This is a genomic window from Niabella yanshanensis, assembly GCF_034424215.1.
Classification (GTDB): domain Bacteria; phylum Bacteroidota; class Bacteroidia; order Chitinophagales; family Chitinophagaceae; genus Niabella; species Niabella yanshanensis.
This window is the reverse complement of sequence record NZ_CP139960.1, coordinates 1,792,057-1,811,889: the sequence shown is the minus strand read 5'-3', so window position 1 is coordinate 1,811,889 and position 19,833 is coordinate 1,792,057. Positions and strand designations below refer to the sequence as shown.

Sequence of the window (19,833 nt, the reverse complement as noted above, 5' to 3'; positions counted from 1 at the left end):
TTAAACTTTTAATGCAGCTTACCTTTGATCTCCTGCAGTTTCAACAAAGCTTCCACCGGCGTTAAACGGTTAATATCTATATCTGAAAGTAATTGCCTGATCTCGTCAAAAGTCTGGCTATGCGCATCAAATATCGATAGCTGGAATTTCGGATCGTTCAGTCGTTTTACTTTTTCAGAAAGATCTGTATGGAGCGCTTTCGGACTATCTGACTTTTCGTTTTCCTGACTTCCAGGTTGTCCCTCATCAACATGCTGGCTTTCCAGCTGCGTTAAAATTTCATTCGCCCGCTGAATTAAGGATGCCGGCATACCTGCCATTTTTGCCACATGAATACCAAAGCTATGGGTGCTGCCGCCCCTCGCCAGTTTTCTTAAGAAGATGATCTTATTAGCTACTTCTTTATTGGTAATATGATAGTTTTTTATACGCGCAAACTTCTCTTCCAGCTCGTTCAGCTCATGGTAGTGCGTTGCAAATAATGTTTTGGGTTGATGTGGTGATTGATGCAGGTGTTCTACGATGCTCCAGGCAATAGAGATACCGTCATAAGTAGAAGTACCGCGACCAATTTCATCCAGCAGGATCAGGCTTCGTGGCGTAATATTATTAATGATAGCAGCGGTTTCATTCATCTCTACCATAAAGGTACTTTCGCCACCGCTTAAGTTATCCGATGCGCCTACACGGGTAAAGATCTTGTCTGTTAAAGATATCTTAGCCTCTGTGGCCGGAACGAAACTACCTATATGCGCCATTAAAGTGATCAGCGCTGTTTGCCTTAACAAGGCCGATTTACCACTCATGTTGGGCCCGGTAAGAATGATGATCTGCTGATCCGTTTTATTGAGCTCCGTGTCGTTATGTATATAACTTTCGCCAACCGGCAGGCGGCGTTCAATTACCGGGTGCCTTGCTTCTTTCAATAACCAATCGTCTCCTTCATGTAACTCGGGTTTCCGGTATTGGTAATGGATGGCGTTATGCGCAAAACATGCCAGGCAATCAATCACCGCCAGTAAGTTACCGTTGGTTTGCACAGGCTGCAGGTACTTAAATAATTCATTTAGTAGCTCATCGTATAACCGCAATTCGAGCACTAATATTTTTTCTTCGGCACCGGTTATCTTTTCTTCGTATTCCTTTAATTCGGGTGTAATATATCGTTCGGCATTGGCCAGGGTTTGTTTCCGGATCCAGTTTTCAGGTACGCGGCTCTTATGACTGTTCGTCACCTCCAGGTAATAACCAAATACATTATTGAAGCCGATCTTCAAAGAAGTGATGCCTGTTTTCTCTGCTTCGGCCGCCTGCATCTTAGCCAGGTAAGCCTTGCCGCTTTGCGAAATGTCACGCAGTTCATCCAGTTCGGCCTGAATGCCATTATTAATAAATCCTCCTTTGACAGCAACTGCCGGAGGATTTTCCATGATTTCTTTAAAGATCTTTTCTGCAATCTCCGGGCAGGGATCTAAAGCGGCACCTATACGTTGCAGGTAATCACTACTATGTGCTGTACAAAGTTCTTTTACAATTTTTACCTGCTGTAATCCTTTAGCGAGTTGAAGCACTTCACGAGGATTAATTTTTTTGGTAGGAATTTTGGCTACCAGCCTTTCTATATCGCCACAAAGTTTAATGGCTTGTACCAGCTCATTCCTCAGGTCGGTTTCCTTGATCAGGGTTTCAACCAGTTCCAGCCGCTCATTTATTTTATTGATATCGATCAGCGGAAATAATAGCCAGCGCTTTAACATACGGGCGCCCATGGGCGAAGCCGTGTTGTCCAATACCTTTAGTAGTGTATGATCTCCTTCGTTAACGCCATAAATCAGTTCAAGATTACGTATGGTAAAACGGTCCATCCATAAAAAATCATTACGTTGAATGCTTTGCAGGGATGTAATATGTTGCAGGTTGGGATGCTCCGTGTCTCTTAAATAATGAATGATGGCTCCGGCTGCTGTTAATCCATTTTTCTGCTCTTCAATCCCAAAGCCTTTTAGAGAATGCATTTGAAAGTGCTTTAGCAGCGTATCCTGTGCATAGTTCTCATCAAAGATCCATTCATCTAACGTATACACATACATCTTGCCACCAAAGAATTCTTTGAACTTCTTTTGTTGATGGCGTTGGAAAACCACTTCCGAAGGGGAGAAGCTTTGCAACAATTTATCAGCATATTCCTTGTCGCCTTCTGCTATTAAAAATTCCCCGGTAGACAGGTCCAGGAAAGCCAGGCCAAACTGGTTATCGGCTACGAAATGTATGCCCGCCAAAAAGTTATTGCTTTTATATTCCAGCAGTTTGTCATTAATAGCGGTACCCGGTGTGATCATTTCGGTAACACCCCTCTTAACAATACCTTTGGCTTGTCTGGGATCTTCCAGCTGATCGCAAATAGCCACCCGGTAACCGGCTTTCACCAGTTTATGCAGATAAGTGTCCAATGCGTGATGCGGAAATCCCGCCAGGTCTAAAGACGCTGCCGCGCCATTATTTCTTTTGGTTAAAGTGATGCCCAAAACCTGCGAAGCAATCACGGCATCCTGGCCAAAAGTTTCATAAAAATCGCCTACGCGAAATAGCAATACCGCATCAGGATATTTTTGTTTAATAGCCTTATGCTGCTGCATCATCGGGGTTTCTTCAATATTCTTTTTCGCTTTAGACATGGGCGACAAAAATAGGGGAATTGAAAATCCCTGTCAATACCCGGCGCTGTTTGGTTGAAAGCTTGTGTAAAACTGGCTTTAGGGGAGGATTTTGTCACAGACGGCACCGAAATCACAGAATTTTTTATGAGTTGATGATTACTTGCGATTTTTCTGTGCAAGTATGCTTTTTCTGTGAGCCATAATATTTCTTACCAATCGCATAAAAGGTCACAGCATTTATGTTTTAGTGAGTATTTGTAAGTTTTCGGTGCAAGTCCGTGAATTCCCGGAGATAGACTCATTTCCTGGGAAAACAGGCATGTTGAAGGTATTGAATTCCCTATTTTTGTATCATGTTCACCACTACTGAATATATATCCCGCTATCAGTTAGCAGCCATTAAATGCAATGGCTTGTGGAACAATATTATCCGCCGCCCTTCTTAAGCTTTTATTTCCCGTCACTTTTTTTAATTCCCTGGCTGATCGTTAGTCATGGATCCTGTTGTCTGTACGTCAAACTTCCTGAGAGAGGTTCAGGCATATCTTCTTATTTATCAAAAAAAACAATCATGAAATGTAGCATAAGAAAATATTCATTTTCATACCTAGTTGATTGAATATTTTCTTCCTGCGGAATTCTATGTGACCATTTAAACCATAAAAAAAATATACATGAAAACAATTATAGAGCCTTTTCGTATCAAGTCGGTAGAACCCATATTTGTAACTACTCCCGAAGAAAGAAAAGCAATCCTGGAGCAAGCGTTTTACAACCCTTTTTTGGTTAATGCGGAACATGTTTTAATCGACCTGCTTACCGATAGTGGCACCAGTGCGATGAGTAGCCATCAATGGGCGGGCATCATGCAGGGAGATGAATCTTACGCAGGTAGCCGTAGTTTTTTTCACTTTGAAAGCGTAGTAAAGTCGATAACAGGCATGCCTTTTATTATTCCTACGCACCAGGGGCGCGCCTCTGAAAAAATATTGTTCAGTATACTGGGTGGTAAAGGGAAGTTTTTCGTAAGCAATACCTTGTTTGATACTACAAGAGCCAATATAGAATTTAGCGGTGCCACTGGCATTGACTTATTATGTGAAGAAGGAAAGCATCCGGCTATACCGGCGCCATTTAAGGGGAATCTGGATACAGTGGCTTTGGAACAATTTATAAAAGAGAAAGGTGCAGAAACTATACCAGCCGTCATCCTTACTATTACCAATAACTCGGGAGGTGGACAGCCGGTAAGTATGCAAAACATCAAAGAAGTCAAAGCCATCTGCGCCGCCAACCAAATTCCTTTTTATATCGATGCCTGCAGGTTTGCAGAAAATGCTTATTTTATTAAACTCAGGGAGGATGGCTATCAGAATAGCAGTATTGAGGATATCGCGAAAGAAATGTTCTCTTATGCTGACGGAGCTACCATGAGCGCTAAAAAAGATGCATTTGCTAATATTGGTGGCTTCCTTGCATTGCATAGTGAGGCGCTGGCGAAAGAGTGTCGCAACCTGTTAATTATTACTGAAGGATTTCCTACTTACGGAGGATTGGCTGGGAGAGACCTGGAGGCTATTGCCATAGGATTGAGAGAAGTAATGGAAGAGTCATACCTGCAGTATCGCATCCGCAGTATAGAATACCTAAGCGATAAGCTGCATGCTGCCGGAGTGCCGGTAATGCGTCCGGCGGGAGGACATGCTATTTATATCGATAGTAAGGCTTTTTTGCCACATATACCGGTAGCACAGTACCCGGGACAGGCGCTGGTTTGTGAATTGTACCTGGCGGGTGGTATCCGGTCGGTGGAAATAGGCTCTTTAATGTTTGGTAAATATGATGAAGCGGGCGAACTCATCCCGGCGGCAATGGAGCTGGTACGTTTGGCGATTCCGAGGCGGGTGTATACACAAAGCCATATTGATTATGTATCAGAAGTGGTGATTGATGTATTTCAGCGCCGGGATTTGATTAAGGGCTTGGAGATTACAGAAGAAGCGCCCTTGCTCAGGCATTTTACGGCGAAGCTGAAACCTCTACAATAGATAGAAATTGACGCAATAGTTAGCGTTCTGATGAATATCGGCGCTGACTGTTGCGTTTGGATCTCCGGCAACGTTCAACCAAAATAAACTAAAAACGATGCAGATGAAACTTTACCGGATTGCTTTTCTGTTGCTTATCTTATCAGCACTTCATATAGCTGGGTGTCGTAAAAAACCGGACGATGACCCTAAAAAATGCAAAGACTGCATAGTTGTATACAAGCCCAATATTTATATCTATCCCAAACAAACGTTGAGCCTTAGCGTAGCGCTCGATTTTCCGAAAGGTGGCAGGGTAGTGGAGTCTATTCCTCTTTATGGAGCAGGATGGAATGTAACCGTAACTCCTGAAGGGAAAATAAACGGTCAGTATGATTATTTATTTTATGAGAGTGAGCAGCCGGATGAGTGGCAATATAAAACAGGCTGGACCGTTGCAAAGGATAGCCTGGAGATTTTCTTTAAAAGCAATTTAGCTGCCTATCATTTCAAGATCAACGAGATCAAAGACTTTATTGATTACTGGGTCCCCCTTTTAAAGGATCATGATTATTACCATATCTACCCGCAGGAGCGGCCAGTGATCGAAGAGCTGATCAAAGTTCGCTTTTCATCAGCACCGGAAAACTTTCTTAGGTTGTTTTATGTAGTAAAGGGTACCGATACGCCATCCCCGTTAAAACCACATGTTATACGAAATACAGTGCCGCGAACCGGTTACCATGCCGCAGAATGGGGCGTTGTGCTCTGATTTTTTGGTATCTTTATATAAAGACTGCTTATGAATAAACTCCTGCTTTTTTCGATGTCGTTCTTTTTCTTGCTGGGTTGTAAGAAAAACGGTTTTGACGTTAATAATCCTGATGTAGACCTATTTGTTAGCCAATTAAAAAGCGGTAGCTATAATGAGCGAGAAGTTGGCGATGACGGAAAGCCCCTATGGCTTAAAATGCCGCGGTTTGGGCATAAGCATGTTGCCCGGTTGATTGAATTATCTAAAGATACCGCCCGTATTGAAAAATTTCCGACCAATCCTATATCGTCGCGAAGGCCACATCCGGAGGGTCGGGATTATTTTATTTTGGGCGAGTGTTTGTTAGCTGTTGTTGAAATTATCAGAGAGAAGGGCTGGCTGGATCCCTACCTGATCGATACCTCGAAGGATATTCCGGAAAGATTCAAGGGCGTTACGGGTGTAGAAATACTAATGATCAGCGATCAATATCGGCAATGGTGGAGTAATTATAAGGATGGCGACTGGAAGGGCAATAATCCTTTAGCGAATACGCCGTATAAATGGATGTGATGATATTACCCGGTTCAGAAGGACGAGTTTGGTCACACTACTTTACATATAAGGATGCTGGATGAAGTTTTCTTGTAAGTAATGAGCACCGAAAATGATAGCATAAATCCAGCAGTTGTATAGAATTGTATAAGTTAAAGCGATGCGCATGCTTTTACTGAGGTTGTTTTTGCATCTCGGTGAATTGAGAAATATTAGCCGGTAAGCACGAAAGATGATCCAGTAAAGCAATCCTGCGATTACAAGGATGATGGCCCACACCATAGCTCCGATAGTCCAAAGTATGATCGAACCAAAGACTGCCAGTATCAGCCATATTAATAATGACACGATACAGCCAACTGGTTCAATGCTATCGAAATCCAGGTCCGGAATATCCAGAGTAGAAGAGCCGGGTTTTTTCCAACGGGAAAATTTTTTCAGGAAATTACCATAGCTATCTTTTAATTTCCAACCGTTATATAAACCAGTAGTAATGAAAATGAAAAATGTTAACGACAGAATGGTTGTGGAAACCAACGAGTTCAGATAAAGTGACCGATGACTTTGCAAACCTGATAAATAAACAATAAGCGAGAGCACCGGGACAATAATCACAGTACTTACAAATACCGTTCGGCTGTTGATGAGTTTTGGTTTGTTCAAAACGATATAAGACTCTTGTAAATCTATAAAATTACATCTTAAGAGTAAAAGTTTTTCGCCATGGTTGGAGTTGTCTCCAACTATCCTTAGACGGCGATGTAGTTTGCACTGTAAATTGCAGGTGAAAACACTTGCAACGGCGAGAAAAAGATTTTCGCTATAATTGCAGTCTCTCCAACCACTCTTAGACGGCGATGTAGTTTTCAGGTTACTTAAAATTCCTTCCCTCATGAAATACATTGGTTGCAGCCTGGGTTTCGTTAGTATTCTTGTTGGACTCATGGCCATAAGGGCCCAGCAAATTTCTTCCCTCTAAGCGTGGCAGCACCAGGTTGGTAAATAGCCCTGAAAGATTGTAAAAGCTGCCGGCCACCAGATGTATTACCTGGCCTTCTCTTTGAACGGTCCCCGATACCATCAACAGTTTTGATCTTAGAATTTCTTTCCGGAACTGGTCGAATACCTGCTGGAACACCACCAGGTTGGCGGTGCCGGTTTCATCTTCAATAGTAATAAAGCAAATGCCGCTGGCGGTACCCGGTCTTTGTCTCACCAAAACCAGTCCCGCTACCTGCACTGCTGCTCCGTTCTCCATCGTATTGAGTTGGCTGGTACTTACAATACGCAAAGCACTTAATTGGTCGCGTAGAAAGCTTACCGGGTGTGCTTTTACCGAAAGACCAGTAACACTATAGTCCTGCATCACGTGTTCGGGTAAAGCCATCAGGGGCAGCTGTACTGCCTGCTCTTTGGGATCAACAAATGATTGCCCCTTAAACATACCCGTGGCACTATCGCTTAAAGAAGATACTTCCCACAACGCCTGTCTTCTGTCCAGGCCCAGGCTTCTGAAAGCATCGGCATCGGCCAGTTTTTCTAATGCAGATACACTGAGCCCCGCATTTTTCAATTCAATAATAGTGGTAATAACTGGCTCACGGGCTTTGATCAGCATTTCCATTTCTTCCAGGTTCAAACCCTTTACCTGTCTGAATCCCAGGCGCAGCACGCAGAATTTGCCAGCTTTATCTTCAAGAGTATGGTTCCAGTCAGAATAATTAATATCCACGGGCTTTACCCGAACACCATGCTTTTGGGCATCGATCACGATCTGGGCGGGCTGATAAAATCCCATGGGCAAACTGTTGAGCAAGGCACAGGCAAATACATCGGGGTAATGGCATTTTAGCCAGGCAGAAACATATACCAGTAAAGCAAAGCTGACTGCATGACTTTCAGGGAATCCATAACTTCCGAATCCTTCCAGTTGCCTGAATATACGACGGGCAAACTCTTCTGTATAATCCTTCTTCACCATTCCCTCGATCAACATTTTTTCATAATCGCTTACTTTTCCCTTGGCTTTAAAAGTAGCCATGCTGCGCCTTAAGCCATCGGCTTGTGCAGGGGTGAACTCGGCTGCAACAATGGCGATCTCCATGGCCTGCTCCTGGAATAATGGCACACCTAATGTTCGCTGTAAAATGTTTTTCAATTCCTGGGAAGGATATTCTACCAGGCTAGGATTTTGTCTTCTTTTTAAATAAGGATGTACCATATCACCCTGTATAGGTCCGGGTCTTACAATGGCTACTTCTATTACGAGGTCATAGAATTTTTCCGGACGTAACCGGGGCAGCATGCTCATTTGCGCCCGGCTTTCGATCTGGAACACTCCAATAGTATCTGCATTGCAGATCATATCATAAACAGGCTTGTCGTCAGGTGGAATATTGGCCAGTGTGAATTGTTCACCATGATGGTCTTTAGCCAGGTCGAACGCTTTACGGATACAGGTAAGCATACCCAGGGCCAGCACATCTACCTTTAAAAAACCCAGTGCTTCAATATCATCCTTATTCCATTCAATACAGGTACGGTTTTCCATACGGGCATTCAGGATAGGGCATAACTCCGCGAGGTTTCCCTGTGTGATCACAAAACCGCCGGTATGTTGGCCCAGCTGCCGCGGAAAACCTACATATTCTTCTGTAAGGGCCAGTATTTTTTGCAGGTGCTGATCGGCAGGGTTAAAACCTTCCGAAGAAATAGCAGTGCCTTGTCGCCATTCGGGAGTAAGCTCCCACATCGATTTAGCCAGGCGATCTACCGCATCGGCCGATAGTCCCATGGCTTTGGCTACATCACGCACAGCTCCTTTATCATGCACTTCGGTTACTGTAGCCACAATGCCTGCCCGGTGCCTGCCATATTTGTTGTAGATATACTGTATCACTTCCTCGCGGCGTTCATGCTCAAAATCAACATCAATATCCGGCGGCTCATCCCGCGCGTCTGACATAAATCTTGCGAAGAGCAAATCAAATTCTTTGGGGTCAACCGAAGTAATGCCCAGGCAATAGCATACCACGGAGTTGGCCGCAGAACCACGTCCCTGGCAAAGAATGTTTTGGCTTCTGGCAAAACGAACAAAATCATACACCGTTAAAAAATAAGAAGCATAATTTTTTCGCTTCATAAAGTCCAGCTCGAAATCCAGGCTTTTCTTTACTTTGTCGGGAATCTTATTGTTGAACTTTTCTCTTGCACCCTGCCAGGCAAGCATTTCGAGTTCTTCCTGCGGACTACGGCCTTCCGTAGTGATCTCTTCAGGATATACATATTTCAGACTGCTCAGCGAGAACAGGCAGGCATCCGTAATTTCCCGGATCCGCGCCAGGGCATCCGGATAATGCCGGAACAGGCGATACATTTCCTGGGGCGTTTTTAAATGCCGCTCTGCATTTTGCCAAAGCCGGTATCCTGCGTTATGAATCGTGCATTTTTCACGTGTACAGGTCAGCAGATCCTGTAGCTCTCTTCGTTCCCGGTTATGAAAGTATACATCATTGGTGGCAACCAATGGCACTTTACAATCTTTAGACAATTGTGCCAGGCGGTAAAATTTCTTATCATCATAAGCCTGGTAAGAGCGGGTCATCGCCAAATAGAGGTCACTGCCCAGGGACTGACTATACTCCCGTAAATGTTTTTTAAAATCATCATCAAAATCAAAATGCTTATTTAATTGATGGGGCGGGACCGCAATAAACTTAAGTCCTTTGCTGTGTCTATACACATCTTTTTTATATAAAAGACATTGCCCTTTCTCTGTTCGCAGGTTTCCTTCTGATAGCATCGTAGACAGCCGGGCATAAGCTTCTTTATCTGTGGGGTAGGCCAATAGATCCGGCCCGTCCTGCAATACCAGGTGGCAACCAATAATCAACCGGATGCCTGTTTTTTTTGCTTCCACATGAGCCCGTACGATACCTGCTAAAGTATTATGATCGGTGATGGCAATGCAGGTATGACCCAGAGCTGCTGCTTCCTGCACCAGCTCTTCAGGGTGCGAAGCGCCTCTTAAAAAACTGAAATTACTGGTAACCTGAAGGTCGGTATATGATAACATCATTATTTTTTAATTGCTCAGGCAAAGAAGCCATGAATAAACCATTGGGGCTGATGAATATCATCATAATGTCCGAACCTGAATATCCAGTAACGCGCGCCGGTTTCATCTTCTATACAATAATAATCGCGGTACTGGCCTTGCTGCAGCCACCATTCCTGCTCAATACGTTCGGGTCCGTCAGCCTTAATTACTGTGTGCAATTTTCCCTGGTATTTAAAAGACTTGGGTGGATAGTCAGGTAGCAATACCATTACTTCAATCAATACAGGGTTTGCCAGTAAGTGAAGGGGGCGTAGGCCAGTAGGCCATTGCGCAGTACTGCTGTCATTAGCCGATACCGCCAGCCGTACCGATCGCTCAGGCCAGTAATGTTCATCAGGCAGGTATCTTTTAATACTTTGCTGACCTACCCGGTCGGCAATACGATCCAACAACTCCGCCAGCTTTGTATCATCCTGAGTTATTGTGGTATGCCATAATGCATCCTGGGTAGGAGCGAGGGGCATTACCTGCGTCACTTCCAGTGTAAAAACTTCAATGCCCAATCCTGGTTTAATGGATGACAGTTTATGCTCAAACAACTTCATCAGGTGCTGCAGGTTTACCGATGGGCGGCCGGTGCCAATTGCTAACTGCTGCTGTTTACCGTCTATGCGGTGGGTAGTGAACACACAGGCACGTATACCCATTTCTTCTTTTTTCAATCGTTGGCAAATTTCTTCCAATAACTGATGAAGCGCTATTTCAATGGCTTTGGCGGTTCGTACCGGTTCCAGGCAGGGCAGGTGAATAAAGTAAGGAGTTATTGGTTGCAACGGCTCTATCAATTCCGGCTCGAGGCCTAATGCCTGGTGGAGTCTTTGTAAAAAAGTTTTACCAAAACGCCTGCGAAGGGCCGATCCGGGCATGTTAATAAACGTATCAATGCGATGCATGCCCAGCTTCGAAAGTTTTTCCAACACAGGTGCTTCCAGCCTCAAAGCCGCGGGGGGTAATGATAATAGGGCGCTTTTTTCCTGCTGCGGTGGTACGATAAAGGTTGAGGGACTGAACCGGGCCATACCCCATGCCGTTCCAATAGTACCGGCAATGGCCACCCTTACCTGATAACCTATGCGGGAGAACTTTTGAACGATGTCCTGCAGGTATAGTGCTTCACCTCCCCAGAGATGAGTGCACCCCGTAGTTTCAATGATCAACCCATCCGGCAGGTCTATGGACACTACCGGGCTAAACCGTATACACCATTCACCCAGGGCATTCAATAGTTCCTGCTCCGAATTTTCCTCCCATTTAAAAACCTCCAGTTCGGGAAGAATAGTTTTACAGTCCGCCACCACCATACCGGTCCGGATGCCTTTTGCTTTGGCATCGGGGGATACAGCTTTAGCCACCATTTTGCTATGTACCGGAGCCGCTATTACAAAGTGGGTATGGGCCAATGTAGCATCCTGCCGCACTTTACGATTAGCCAGCAGGCAGGGAAACCATATCGATGCATAGCGCTTTTTCATATCATCCTGTTTGTAGTTGCCGGTAAGCGGGTAGAGTAGGGGCTTCTTTTTCCAGGAAGCAGAATTGGCCTGATTTCCATTGTAACGGCCATTGACCGGTTTTTCCATTACGTACTTTCACCAATTCTACATACCACTGGGGAAATCCCACTCCTGGCAATTTGTCTTCAGTAATGCTGGGCAAAGGACGAATATGCCAGCGGGCAGCACAAGCTACCGTTTCCTGTTGCCTGGGTGATACTCTATGTATAAAACCGGTAACATGGCTTTGTTCCACTGCCAGCTGTAAACGCCTGGATTCGGTAAAACTTAGATGATCGGTGGCGCCCACCACAGCCACGAGAGTTTCGCATTTCAAAGATTCCTCAATGATCCATAGCAGATCTTTAGATTTTCGTGCTTCCACAAAGATGACCTGCTCCGGTTCAATGCCAAAGCTTTTAAGAGCAGGAGGATAAATTAGTTGTTCCTGTGCAATCCACATACACTTTTTAGAATGGTTAACCATTTTACCCAGCAGTGCCGCTATAAACCCATTGGTAGCTACCGCTTCTGTTTCATTGTAGCTGCTAAATTCATGCACAACCTGGGTAGGAAAAACTTTGTAGGGGAATGCCGTCTCTATAAGGCCCAATCCCATTGATGATTGAGCCTGTGCAGGAGGAGGCTTATAGCCCTGCAGGGAAAGGATTTCCTGCTGTAAGGTATGTAGCACTCCTTTGTCCATTATCCATAATCATATAGTCAAAGGTAATTAAATACTAAAATACTTAGCATTTCTTTGCTAAGTATTTTGTCTTTTGGGGATAAGTTTCTCAGGAAGCATCAATAAACACTACTAAATACCCTTATCAATTACATAGAATTCGCGTAACTTCCTGCTATCAAAGCTATTTTTATGCATCGTCGTGAACTATTAAAGCAGAGCGCCCTGGCTGTAGCTGCCTTTGGATTGAGCAGGGACATCTTTGCTACAGAATCGAGAACACTGCTGTATAACAATCATGATGCTGATATCATAAAGCTCAGCTCCAACGAAAATCCTTACGGCCCATCTCCTAAGGCGCGAAAGGCAATGAGTGAAGCAGTAAATAGTTGTAACCGTTATCCCTGGGAAAACACTACTTTGCTCAGAGAAAAAATATCGGTACCTTATCAATTAGCCAAGGAAAACGTAATAATAGGAGCGGGTTCTTCAGAGTTGCTGGGTTTGGCGTCTGTTCTGGCTGCTTTGAAAAAGGGCAATATAGTGGCGCCCGATCCCACATTCAGGTTGTGGATACCCGCGGCAAAGAAAATAGGCGCGCCGGTTAAACTGGTGCCTTTAACCGAGCAAAAGGCCGTAGATCTGCAGCGTTTAAAAGAAGCGATCGATGCTGATACCCGTATGGTGTACATCTGTAATCCCAATAATCCTACCGGTACCGTATTGGCGCCTAACGAATTAGAGACATTTATTAAGGACCTTGCTCCGTCTGTTATTATATTATTAGATGAAGCTTATACCGAATTTGAAGATACAAAGAGTGTAGCACACCTCGTCAATGAATATCCGAATTTGATAGTGGCTAAAACCTTTTCTAAAATTTATGGAATGGCAGGAGCCCGGGTAGGCTATGCTTTAGCTCATGCCAACACAATTCAACAATTGAATAATCTGCAACCCTGGGCTAATGCAGGAGCGGGAGGCGTATCGCTGGCAGGCGCTATTGCATCACTGGAGGACACTTCATTTGTGGCTATGTGCAAAAAGGAGAACGCAAAGGCCCGTAATCTTTTTTATCAGGCCCTGGATGGAAATGGCATTCCATATATACCATCAGCTACCAGCTTTGTTTATTTCGATACTGCAAAATACCCCAAAGACTTTAAAGCTGTTTTGGAGGCAAAGAACATTATAGGCGCCAGGAGCTTTGAAGAAAGCTCAAAATGGCTACGCCTAAGTGTGGGTACTATAAAAGAAATGGAACAGGTAGCAGCAGCAATCCGGTTATAATACCGTATCACTAACCACCCGGATATTGTACACTACGCTCAGGCAGTAATGTTAAGACGCTTGCACAGGTATTGCAGCTCTTCGATGCTTTTGATACTGTTTACCCTTATGTTGGTAACAAACACACCGGTTACATTATTGTCCTCCGTTTGAACCTTTACCAGGCCATTCACATATTCATTTACCGCAATAGAATTGGCTTTCTGGAAACCAAGGCCGATTATTTCGTGGGTAGTCATAAAAATTGTTTTAAATGATATGCCAAAACAAATGCCATTTGAGGAGAAAATTTTCTTAATATCGATAAGTGCCCGCTATAATTCGATCTATGGATGCCTCTTTTCGTTCAATTTTTTTGAGTAGTTGGTATCTGACAGCGAATTGTAAATAGAACCACTCGAATTGTAACCGGGTAATACCAATATGCGGGTTATAGTATTTATTTGAAATTGGAAAGTAATTCTTGTCCTGTAAATAGGGGATAGGGATCCTGCCCGTAAAACCGTTTCAACCATCAAAACCCATCAAATGAAAAAAGTAAATCTTATTGTTACAGTAGCGACAGCTCTTTCTTTGTCGCTTTTTTCCTGCAGTAGCGAATCCGTGGAAATCGCCAAAAAATTGCAAAACAGTTATGAGTATGAAGGCAAAACGGTGGAATTGACAGGCGAGTTTGACGCACCTTTTTTCACTTTCAGTTCGGGACAGTCAAAGACCATTCCTATGGCTTTTGTGGTAAAACCCGGTGCTATGAGTTCCGAAAAAGAAAGCATCTCTGATATTGTATTGCCACAGGGAGCTGATAAAAACAGTGTGACGCTTGAGTTAGGACCCAATGAAAAAAAATATACATTGAAAAATTTTAATGTGTTTGACGATAAGGGCGAAAAATACAATCTCGATCAGCATCAGTCTTTTAAAATAAAGGGGAAGGTTCATTACGCTGAGTTTGATAAACCCGAAGCAGATAGGAGGGCAGACAATTTTGCCCTGCAGATAACAGATGTAACTATTGAAAAGAATTAGCCAAAATAATTCAGCATATGAGTATTGAGTTGGGAAACGCGTCCGCTTTCGGGTGGTTTATTATTGCCGTTGCTACTATTATGTCGATAGGTATTATTTACACCTATCGTAAAAACCAGGCTATTAAATTGAAATATGTTTTTGCGGTTATCGTGATGTTTGTAGTGGGTGTCAAATGGCTATTAGATCATTAAGACATAGATTTAATAAGAAATACTGCTTATAAGTAAAAAGGAGCCGGATAGTTTTTTAATCTGGCTCCTTTTTTTATGAAATAATTAATATCTGGTATCCTATTTCAGTTGCAGGTATTCCTGCAGCACATTTCTGATAGAAGGATATGCCTCGGGCAAATATTGCTCCAGCTGTGTTTCCTTTACCCACTCAATTTTGTCAATATCCTCATCGGTTTGGGGAACCAGCTTCTCGCTCAGGCTGCTTTTCATTAAAAACCAATGCGATTCTTTCATAATATGATGGGTTCCCTGCTCATAGCTATGATAGGTAGTAGTTAGAAATTGTCCTAATTCCACAAGCTTCAACCCCGTTTCTTCCTGTACTTCGCGTATGGCACATTCCTCAATGGTTTCGCCTTTATCCAGGTGTCCTTTCGGCAGATCCCAGGCTCCCCTGCGGAAGATCATAAGCATTTCGCCGTTTTCATTGATCACCAATCCGCCCCCGGCTACATGTACTTCAAATTTCTTAAAAAACTGCTTTTTCAATTCTTCCAGGTCCGGGTGCAGGAAAATGCCCCGGCTAATTTCGGGCAGGTCGATTTCTTTCAGCATGGCTTTTACCGTATGGCTATCCAGCTCATCAATAAAAATAGTGTCGGGTTGATGATGTAATTTTTCGAGATGTTCGTCCAAAATGTCGCACAAATGGACAGGTTTATTGTGAATGTAAACGGTAATCTGCATAACTATGTGGATTATAAAAAGTGGCGTTTTGAGGCCGGGTATCGGGAAACTTTTATTTTCGCAGCCTAAAAATAGGTAGTAGGTATGAACGATGCAAAAGTTGTGGCCGAAAAATTATTACAGGCCAACGCGGTAAAATTAAGCCCTGAAAATCCGTTTACATGGGCCAGTGGTTGGAAAAGCCCCATTTACTGCGATAACCGCAGTGTGTTGTCTTACCCCTTTATCCGCGATTTTATCAAGAGTGAAATGTGTAATGTTTTGTTCGAGCAGTTTGGAGAAGCTGATGCTTTAGCCGGTGTAGCCACTGCCGGCATCGCCTGGGGAGCCCTGGCTGCCGACCAGCTGAAACTGCCTTTTTTATATGTTCGTCCCAAACCCAAAGACCATGGTTTGGGGAACCAGATCGAGGGAAGGTATGAGCCGGGACAAAAAATTGTGGTGATCGAAGACCTGGTAAGCACTGGAAAAAGCAGCCTGCAGGCAGTGGATGCACTGGTTGCTGCCGGACTGGAAATTGTAGGAATGGTGTCTATTTTTACCTATGATTTTGCAGTAGCTAAAGAAGCTTTTGAAGCCCGGGGATTAAAATATCATCCACTCACCAGCTACCCCATGCTCCTCGAATTAGCCCAGGAAAAGGGAATGATACAACCGGAGCAAGCCGTGCAGTTATTGCAATGGCGGGAAGATCCTGCCAATTGGACAGGTGTTTAAGGACTCGTTTTTAGTAACAGTCCCCTCATTTTAGCCGGCAAGTTTTTCTTTCCTAAAATATATTCATCCCTGCAAGCAGCATTGACCCCGCTTCTTGCAGGGATTTTTTATGCCCATTAGCTGGATGGATTTTCATCGGCGTCGAAAAATGAATTTTCATAACTGGATAACGTAAAGTAAGCAGGGGGTAGCATTGGTAAGTGATATTTGGTATTGGTAAAAATTAACCAGAGAGTAAAAATAATACTAAATTAATTAGTAATCCGAATTTTAAAACTGCCGAAGGTGTAGGCTAAGTATATTAGCTAATAAATTTTATTTTAAATGTTTTATTTTTATCATTTTATATAATTTGCATGAATTAAAATTAAATAAAAAAACCGATCATTTTTACTTTATGTCAGGAATATTTTGGAAGCTTGCAAATTGTGATAATTTTTATAAATAATTGTTTGATAATTAACCTATTAATAGATGCTATTTGTAGGAAAATCAAGCATAAAAAAGAAATGACTACTAAGTTATATCCGTTTTGGTTACCTCAATCAATAGTTGAGCTTGGTTTTAGCGATTTTAAGAATTTCAAGCAGGATTTTAGAATTTAAAATGAGGGTTATCTTAAGTTTAATTATAGGTGAATTGAGTCGCTGTATTTTATACTCCAAGCCTGAGCGATACGATAGGATCTCCTACCCTTCCATGGTGGACCGATTTTTAGCGTTTGATAACGGAGTTTATTTGACAGTGGTAGGCGAATGCAAAAAAATAAATGAATGTCGTTATGGCAGCTGTAAAGCAGGGTTCAGTTTTCAAAGCAGCTTCAGGGGGTCGGCGACCTTGACTTGTAGTGTCATTATACCACCAGCAGTTTTGGAGGTTCGAATGTGTTGAAACGGTGCTGGTTTGCAGGTAATATAAAAACATGGGGAGAACCCCAATGTGTCATTTAGTTGAGGCAATAATCACATGGCTGAGTTAGACTTGCTGTCCAATATTATTAGGCACTGAATATCTATCCCGATAAACAGACCCGGCATCCGATATCATTGATCCAGGTTCCGATATTAAGGGTTCGTGTTAATTCACCTCAATTTTTACCAGGGCATTTTTGTCCAGCTTAAAGTTTTTCCACTTTGCTTTTTTAATAAACTCAATGGCTTTCTTCGCCATGATAGCATCCGGACTTTCGACCACTTCAAAGTCCACCGGGTCTCCATTATCGTCCACAGTAAATTTGATCTGGAGGGTTTTGGTCTTTTTGGCTTTATCAACCCCGAGGCTGGTACCCAGCTCTTCGTAAAAATGACTCCAACCATCTTCCGGGTAAATGACCTCACTGGCACTTACAGCAGCCGCCTGTGCTTTTCGGGCATCCTCCATATAAGCGGTAAGCTTTTTCCTTTTTTGCCCCATTCCTGTAACCACTATTTCGTCCGGGCTCGCGAATGATTTATTTAGTACGATTTTATTTTGTTTTCCAGGGTTGAGTAACGCTGTCGTATTTTGGTAGCCAACCCTGTTTACCGACACGCCAAAACTGCTATCGTAAACCGGTAACACAAAGCTTCCGTCGTCGTTGGCGGTTGTTTTATTGCGGCCTGGTACCGAAATAGATGCGTTAGCAACAGGAGCGCCTTCTTTATCAACTACCTGCCCCTGGATATAAGCTACCGGTTGAAAGCCCATCATCCTTTTTGCATTGGCAGGGGAGGGATCCGGACTTTTAACGATCGGAGCCGGAGGTGCCGCCGAAATGGCTTCCCTGGAATACGGGTAGCTATTAGTTTGTTCTTTTTTTAGGGATTTCGTCTCAGCGCTCATTACCTCTTTCAGGGGCGTATTTATTAAATTGTCAGCTGGCTGATCAGCAGCCGGGGATTGAAATGTTTCTGTCGTTGCTGGAATTTTTGCTGATGCGCCTTGTTGTTCCGGTAGTTTAGAGTTCATGCCGATGGGCGCCCTTTTTTCCGGGGTCGTTGCCTGATCTGCCTGAACCGGTTCCTTAATCGGCACCTGAGGAGCTGTTGCTATGGCCGGGACTGTATCAGCAGGCTGACTGGTTTCGTTTTTAGCCAGAGGTTGAATAGCTCCCGGTTCAACATTTTGGGTCACCCACCAGGTGGCTCCCGCAATCAATGCAAGGCTGCAGGCGGCCGCAACCCAGCGCCACCAATGGGATTTAGATGAGCGATTTAAAGGTATTGCTGCCGGCTTTTCCTGTTGAGATAACCCGAGAATAGAGGCTTTGATGGCATTCAGGTGCGTATCGGTAATCACCGGGTCGGCGCCTCTGAAACCGTCAATGGCATCGGCCAGCAGCGGATCTTTCAATGCAGCTTTTTCCATATCGTGCATTTCCTGCGCGCTCATGCTGCCGCTCAGATACCTTTTGATATCTTCAGGCCCATAAAACGGATATGTTGAATTATTTTGCTGCATTTTTTTCCATACAAATTTTAAGATTCCGGCGGCCGTTTTGAATCAGGCTGCGTACTTTATTCCAGTCCATACTGGTGGTTTCAGCTATTTCATTATAACATTTGTTCTCATAATAAAATAATTGAATGCTTTGTTGTTGTTCTCTCGGTAGCTTTTCGATACATTTTTCCAGCCGCTTAAAAGCCTCTTCTTTTTCAATTACACTATCCAGATGCGAGAAATCGTCCGATTGCACAGTATGTTGTTCTAAACTTACCGTAATATTTTTTTTCGCGCTGCGCAAATGCATCAGGCAGTGATTTTTGGTAAGTACATATACCCAGCTTTTAAAATTCTGAATTTCATGCCGGGGTACTTTTACCAGCAATTCCTGGTAAATATTCATCACGGCATCCCTGGCTTCCTCTGCGTCCTCCAGGTATTTCAGGCAAACGCCATACAATAATTGACTGTAGCGCAGGTATAACTCGGCCAAAAACTGCTGATCACCCGTTTGCTTAAATTGCGCTAACAGCTGTTCGTCAGAAGCTTCTTTTAAAGACGATATTTTTACAACCAGCGTCAAATAAAGTGTTTAACCTGTAAATTTATACTAATATACTATGATTTTACTATTGTATAATTCCTCTGTACTTTTTCATACATCCATTTTGAAAAACTGTTGCCGGCTATAAATTTTTGTAGTTCGCCATCGCTGCCGTTTTGCCGGAAACATACGCTGCCGGGTTCTTTATTGTTTCCAGTCAGTGCGAACAGATTGATAAAACCTTTAATGCCTTCGGAAAATTCTTTTGCATTTAATTGATAAGGCCGGGTGTAATTGGTTGGGCTGTAACTTTCGTAGGTTAAAGTTACACTGTCATTAATAAGGGGGATTTCTCCAGTACTCCCGTTAACTATTTCAAGTTGGTCATTTACTTTTTTTAAGAATAAAATCAAACGCTGTCCCTTTGCTGCTTTTGCATAACGAATATCACAGGTCCATTCGTTAAATTGCTGAACCCTTATTACAGCAGCACTTTTCCCTTTTAATGTTTCGTCCACCTTAAATAGATAAACACCATTTGCTGCAGCAACTATTTCTCCGTTAACAATCAGGTCGGCAACGCTCGCCACATATTCGATCGGTCGTATCATCTTTTTTGCC

17 protein-coding genes are annotated in these 19,833 nt (G+C 43.3%); 7 read left to right on the top strand and 10 right to left on the bottom strand.

The genetic code is table 11. From position 1 onward, the window contains the following. Positions 1 to 8: 8 nt before the first annotated feature. Complete coding sequence (gene mutS, locus U0035_RS07055; RefSeq protein ID WP_114789305.1) at positions 9 to 2,675, bottom strand: DNA mismatch repair protein MutS; 2,667 nt, start codon at positions 2,673 to 2,675, stop codon at positions 9 to 11. A gap of 656 nt (positions 2,676 to 3,331) precedes the next feature. On the opposite strand from mutS, the gene U0035_RS07050 reads away from it, so the two are divergent. From U0035_RS07050 to U0035_RS07040, 3 genes are all read left to right on the top strand, one after another. After that, entirely contained in the window at positions 3,332 to 4,705 is a 1,374-nt protein-coding gene (locus U0035_RS07050; RefSeq protein ID WP_114789304.1) for a tryptophanase, read from the top strand. A 103-nt stretch (positions 4,706 to 4,808) separates the two neighbouring features. Beyond that, positions 4,809 to 5,456, top strand: a complete 648-nt coding sequence (locus tag U0035_RS07045) for a hypothetical protein (RefSeq protein WP_114789303.1) — start codon at positions 4,809 to 4,811, stop codon at positions 5,454 to 5,456. 30 nt (positions 5,457 to 5,486) lie between these two features. Continuing rightward, positions 5,487 to 6,011: a DUF4943 family protein gene (locus tag U0035_RS07040; protein ID WP_114789302.1), complete on the top strand. Its 525-nt coding sequence runs from the start codon at positions 5,487 to 5,489 to the stop codon at positions 6,009 to 6,011. 42 nt (positions 6,012 to 6,053) lie between these two features. Here U0035_RS07040 and U0035_RS07035 read toward each other — a convergent pair whose 3' ends face one another. The 4 genes from U0035_RS07035 to U0035_RS07020 are packed head-to-tail and all read right to left on the bottom strand — an operon-like array spanning position 6,054 to position 12,312. After that, the gene (locus U0035_RS07035; RefSeq protein ID WP_114789301.1) at positions 6,054 to 6,887 is read right to left on the bottom strand and encodes a hypothetical protein; all 834 of its coding nucleotides are present in this window, start codon (positions 6,885 to 6,887) and stop codon (positions 6,054 to 6,056) included. Next, positions 6,865 to 10,071 (bottom strand): error-prone DNA polymerase, encoded by a 3,207-nt coding sequence (locus U0035_RS07030; RefSeq protein WP_114789300.1) that lies wholly within the window; start codon positions 10,069 to 10,071, stop codon positions 6,865 to 6,867. The genes U0035_RS07035 and U0035_RS07030 overlap by 23 nt, the downstream gene beginning before the upstream one ends. Before the next feature lie 14 nt (positions 10,072 to 10,085). Next, positions 10,086 to 11,693: a Y-family DNA polymerase gene (locus tag U0035_RS07025; protein WP_245957596.1), complete on the bottom strand. Its 1,608-nt coding sequence runs from the start codon at positions 11,691 to 11,693 to the stop codon at positions 10,086 to 10,088. Continuing rightward, positions 11,587 to 12,312 (bottom strand): ImuA family protein, encoded by a 726-nt coding sequence (locus U0035_RS07020; protein ID WP_114789298.1) that lies wholly within the window; start codon positions 12,310 to 12,312, stop codon positions 11,587 to 11,589. The genes U0035_RS07025 and U0035_RS07020 overlap by 107 nt, the downstream gene beginning before the upstream one ends. 171 nt (positions 12,313 to 12,483) lie before the next feature. On the opposite strand from U0035_RS07020, the gene U0035_RS07015 reads away from it, so the two are divergent. After that, positions 12,484 to 13,581 (top strand): pyridoxal phosphate-dependent aminotransferase, encoded by a 1,098-nt coding sequence (locus U0035_RS07015; RefSeq protein ID WP_114789297.1) that lies wholly within the window; start codon positions 12,484 to 12,486, stop codon positions 13,579 to 13,581. A 38-nt stretch (positions 13,582 to 13,619) separates the two neighbouring features. Here the strand turns inward: U0035_RS07015 and U0035_RS07010 are convergent, their stop codons facing one another. Continuing rightward, complete coding sequence (locus tag U0035_RS07010; protein ID WP_114789296.1) at positions 13,620 to 13,820, bottom strand: hypothetical protein; 201 nt, start codon at positions 13,818 to 13,820, stop codon at positions 13,620 to 13,622. A 289-nt stretch (positions 13,821 to 14,109) separates the two neighbouring features. On the opposite strand from U0035_RS07010, the gene U0035_RS07005 reads away from it, so the two are divergent. Together U0035_RS07005 and U0035_RS07000 are read left to right on the top strand one after the other, a co-directional pair. Beyond that, positions 14,110 to 14,607, top strand: a complete 498-nt coding sequence (locus U0035_RS07005; protein WP_114789295.1) for a hypothetical protein — start codon at positions 14,110 to 14,112, stop codon at positions 14,605 to 14,607. Positions 14,608 to 14,624: 17 nt separating this feature from the next. Continuing rightward, positions 14,625 to 14,801, top strand: coding sequence for a hypothetical protein (locus U0035_RS07000; RefSeq protein ID WP_170138293.1), 177 nt, complete (start codon positions 14,625 to 14,627; stop codon positions 14,799 to 14,801). 99 nt (positions 14,802 to 14,900) lie between these two features. Here U0035_RS07000 and U0035_RS06995 read toward each other — a convergent pair whose 3' ends face one another. Further along, entirely contained in the window at positions 14,901 to 15,491 is a 591-nt protein-coding gene (locus U0035_RS06995) for an NUDIX hydrolase (protein WP_245957594.1), read from the bottom strand. Between the two features lie 123 nt (positions 15,492 to 15,614). Here U0035_RS06995 and pyrE point away from each other — a divergent pair, with 123 nt between their 5' ends. Continuing rightward, positions 15,615 to 16,247: an orotate phosphoribosyltransferase gene (gene pyrE, locus U0035_RS06990; RefSeq protein ID WP_114789293.1), complete on the top strand. Its 633-nt coding sequence runs from the start codon at positions 15,615 to 15,617 to the stop codon at positions 16,245 to 16,247. 1,077 nt (positions 16,248 to 17,324) lie between these two features. On the opposite strand, the gene U0035_RS06985 is transcribed toward pyrE, so the two are convergent. The 3 genes from U0035_RS06985 to U0035_RS06975 are packed head-to-tail and all read right to left on the bottom strand — an operon-like array spanning position 17,325 to position 19,823. Continuing rightward, on the bottom strand, positions 17,325 to 18,686 hold the full coding sequence (locus U0035_RS06985) for a carboxypeptidase regulatory-like domain-containing protein (RefSeq protein WP_114789292.1): 1,362 nt from the start codon (positions 18,684 to 18,686) through the stop codon (positions 17,325 to 17,327). After that, positions 18,673 to 19,251 carry an RNA polymerase sigma factor gene (locus U0035_RS06980; RefSeq protein ID WP_245957593.1) on the bottom strand — a complete coding sequence of 193 codons (579 nt, stop codon included), beginning with the start codon at positions 19,249 to 19,251 and terminating at the stop codon, positions 18,673 to 18,675. Before U0035_RS06980 ends, U0035_RS06985 begins: the two co-directional genes overlap by 14 nt. 35 nt (positions 19,252 to 19,286) lie before the next feature. Then, on the bottom strand, positions 19,287 to 19,823 hold the full coding sequence (locus U0035_RS06975; RefSeq protein ID WP_114789291.1) for a hypothetical protein: 537 nt from the start codon (positions 19,821 to 19,823) through the stop codon (positions 19,287 to 19,289). Positions 19,824 to 19,833 lie beyond the last annotated feature (10 nt).

Coding starts and splice junctions, on each gene's coding strand:
- mutS (WP_114789305.1), bottom strand. CDS start 2,675: ATGTCTAAAGCGAAAAAGAATATTGAAGAAACCCCGATGATGCAGCAG.
- U0035_RS07050 (WP_114789304.1), top strand. CDS start 3,332: ATGAAAACAATTATAGAGCCTTTTCGTATCAAGTCGGTAGAACCCATA.
- U0035_RS07045 (WP_114789303.1), top strand. CDS start 4,809: ATGAAACTTTACCGGATTGCTTTTCTGTTGCTTATCTTATCAGCACTT.
- U0035_RS07040 (WP_114789302.1), top strand. CDS start 5,487: ATGAATAAACTCCTGCTTTTTTCGATGTCGTTCTTTTTCTTGCTGGGT.
- U0035_RS07035 (WP_114789301.1), bottom strand. CDS start 6,887: ATGAGGGAAGGAATTTTAAGTAACCTGAAAACTACATCGCCGTCTAAG.
- U0035_RS07030 (WP_114789300.1), bottom strand. CDS start 10,071: ATGATGTTATCATATACCGACCTTCAGGTTACCAGTAATTTCAGTTTT.
- U0035_RS07025 (WP_245957596.1), bottom strand. CDS start 11,693: ATGGAAAAACCGGTCAATGGCCGTTACAATGGAAATCAGGCCAATTCT.
- U0035_RS07020 (WP_114789298.1), bottom strand. CDS start 12,312: ATGGACAAAGGAGTGCTACATACCTTACAGCAGGAAATCCTTTCCCTG.
- U0035_RS07015 (WP_114789297.1), top strand. CDS start 12,484: ATGCATCGTCGTGAACTATTAAAGCAGAGCGCCCTGGCTGTAGCTGCC.
- U0035_RS07010 (WP_114789296.1), bottom strand. CDS start 13,820: ATGACTACCCACGAAATAATCGGCCTTGGTTTCCAGAAAGCCAATTCT.
- U0035_RS07005 (WP_114789295.1), top strand. CDS start 14,110: ATGAAAAAAGTAAATCTTATTGTTACAGTAGCGACAGCTCTTTCTTTG.
- U0035_RS07000 (WP_170138293.1), top strand. CDS start 14,625: ATGAGTATTGAGTTGGGAAACGCGTCCGCTTTCGGGTGGTTTATTATT.
- pyrE (WP_114789293.1), top strand. CDS start 15,615: ATGAACGATGCAAAAGTTGTGGCCGAAAAATTATTACAGGCCAACGCG.
- U0035_RS06985 (WP_114789292.1), bottom strand. CDS start 18,686: ATGCAGCAAAATAATTCAACATATCCGTTTTATGGGCCTGAAGATATC.
- U0035_RS06975 (WP_114789291.1), bottom strand. CDS start 19,823: ATGATACGACCGATCGAATATGTGGCGAGCGTTGCCGACCTGATTGTT.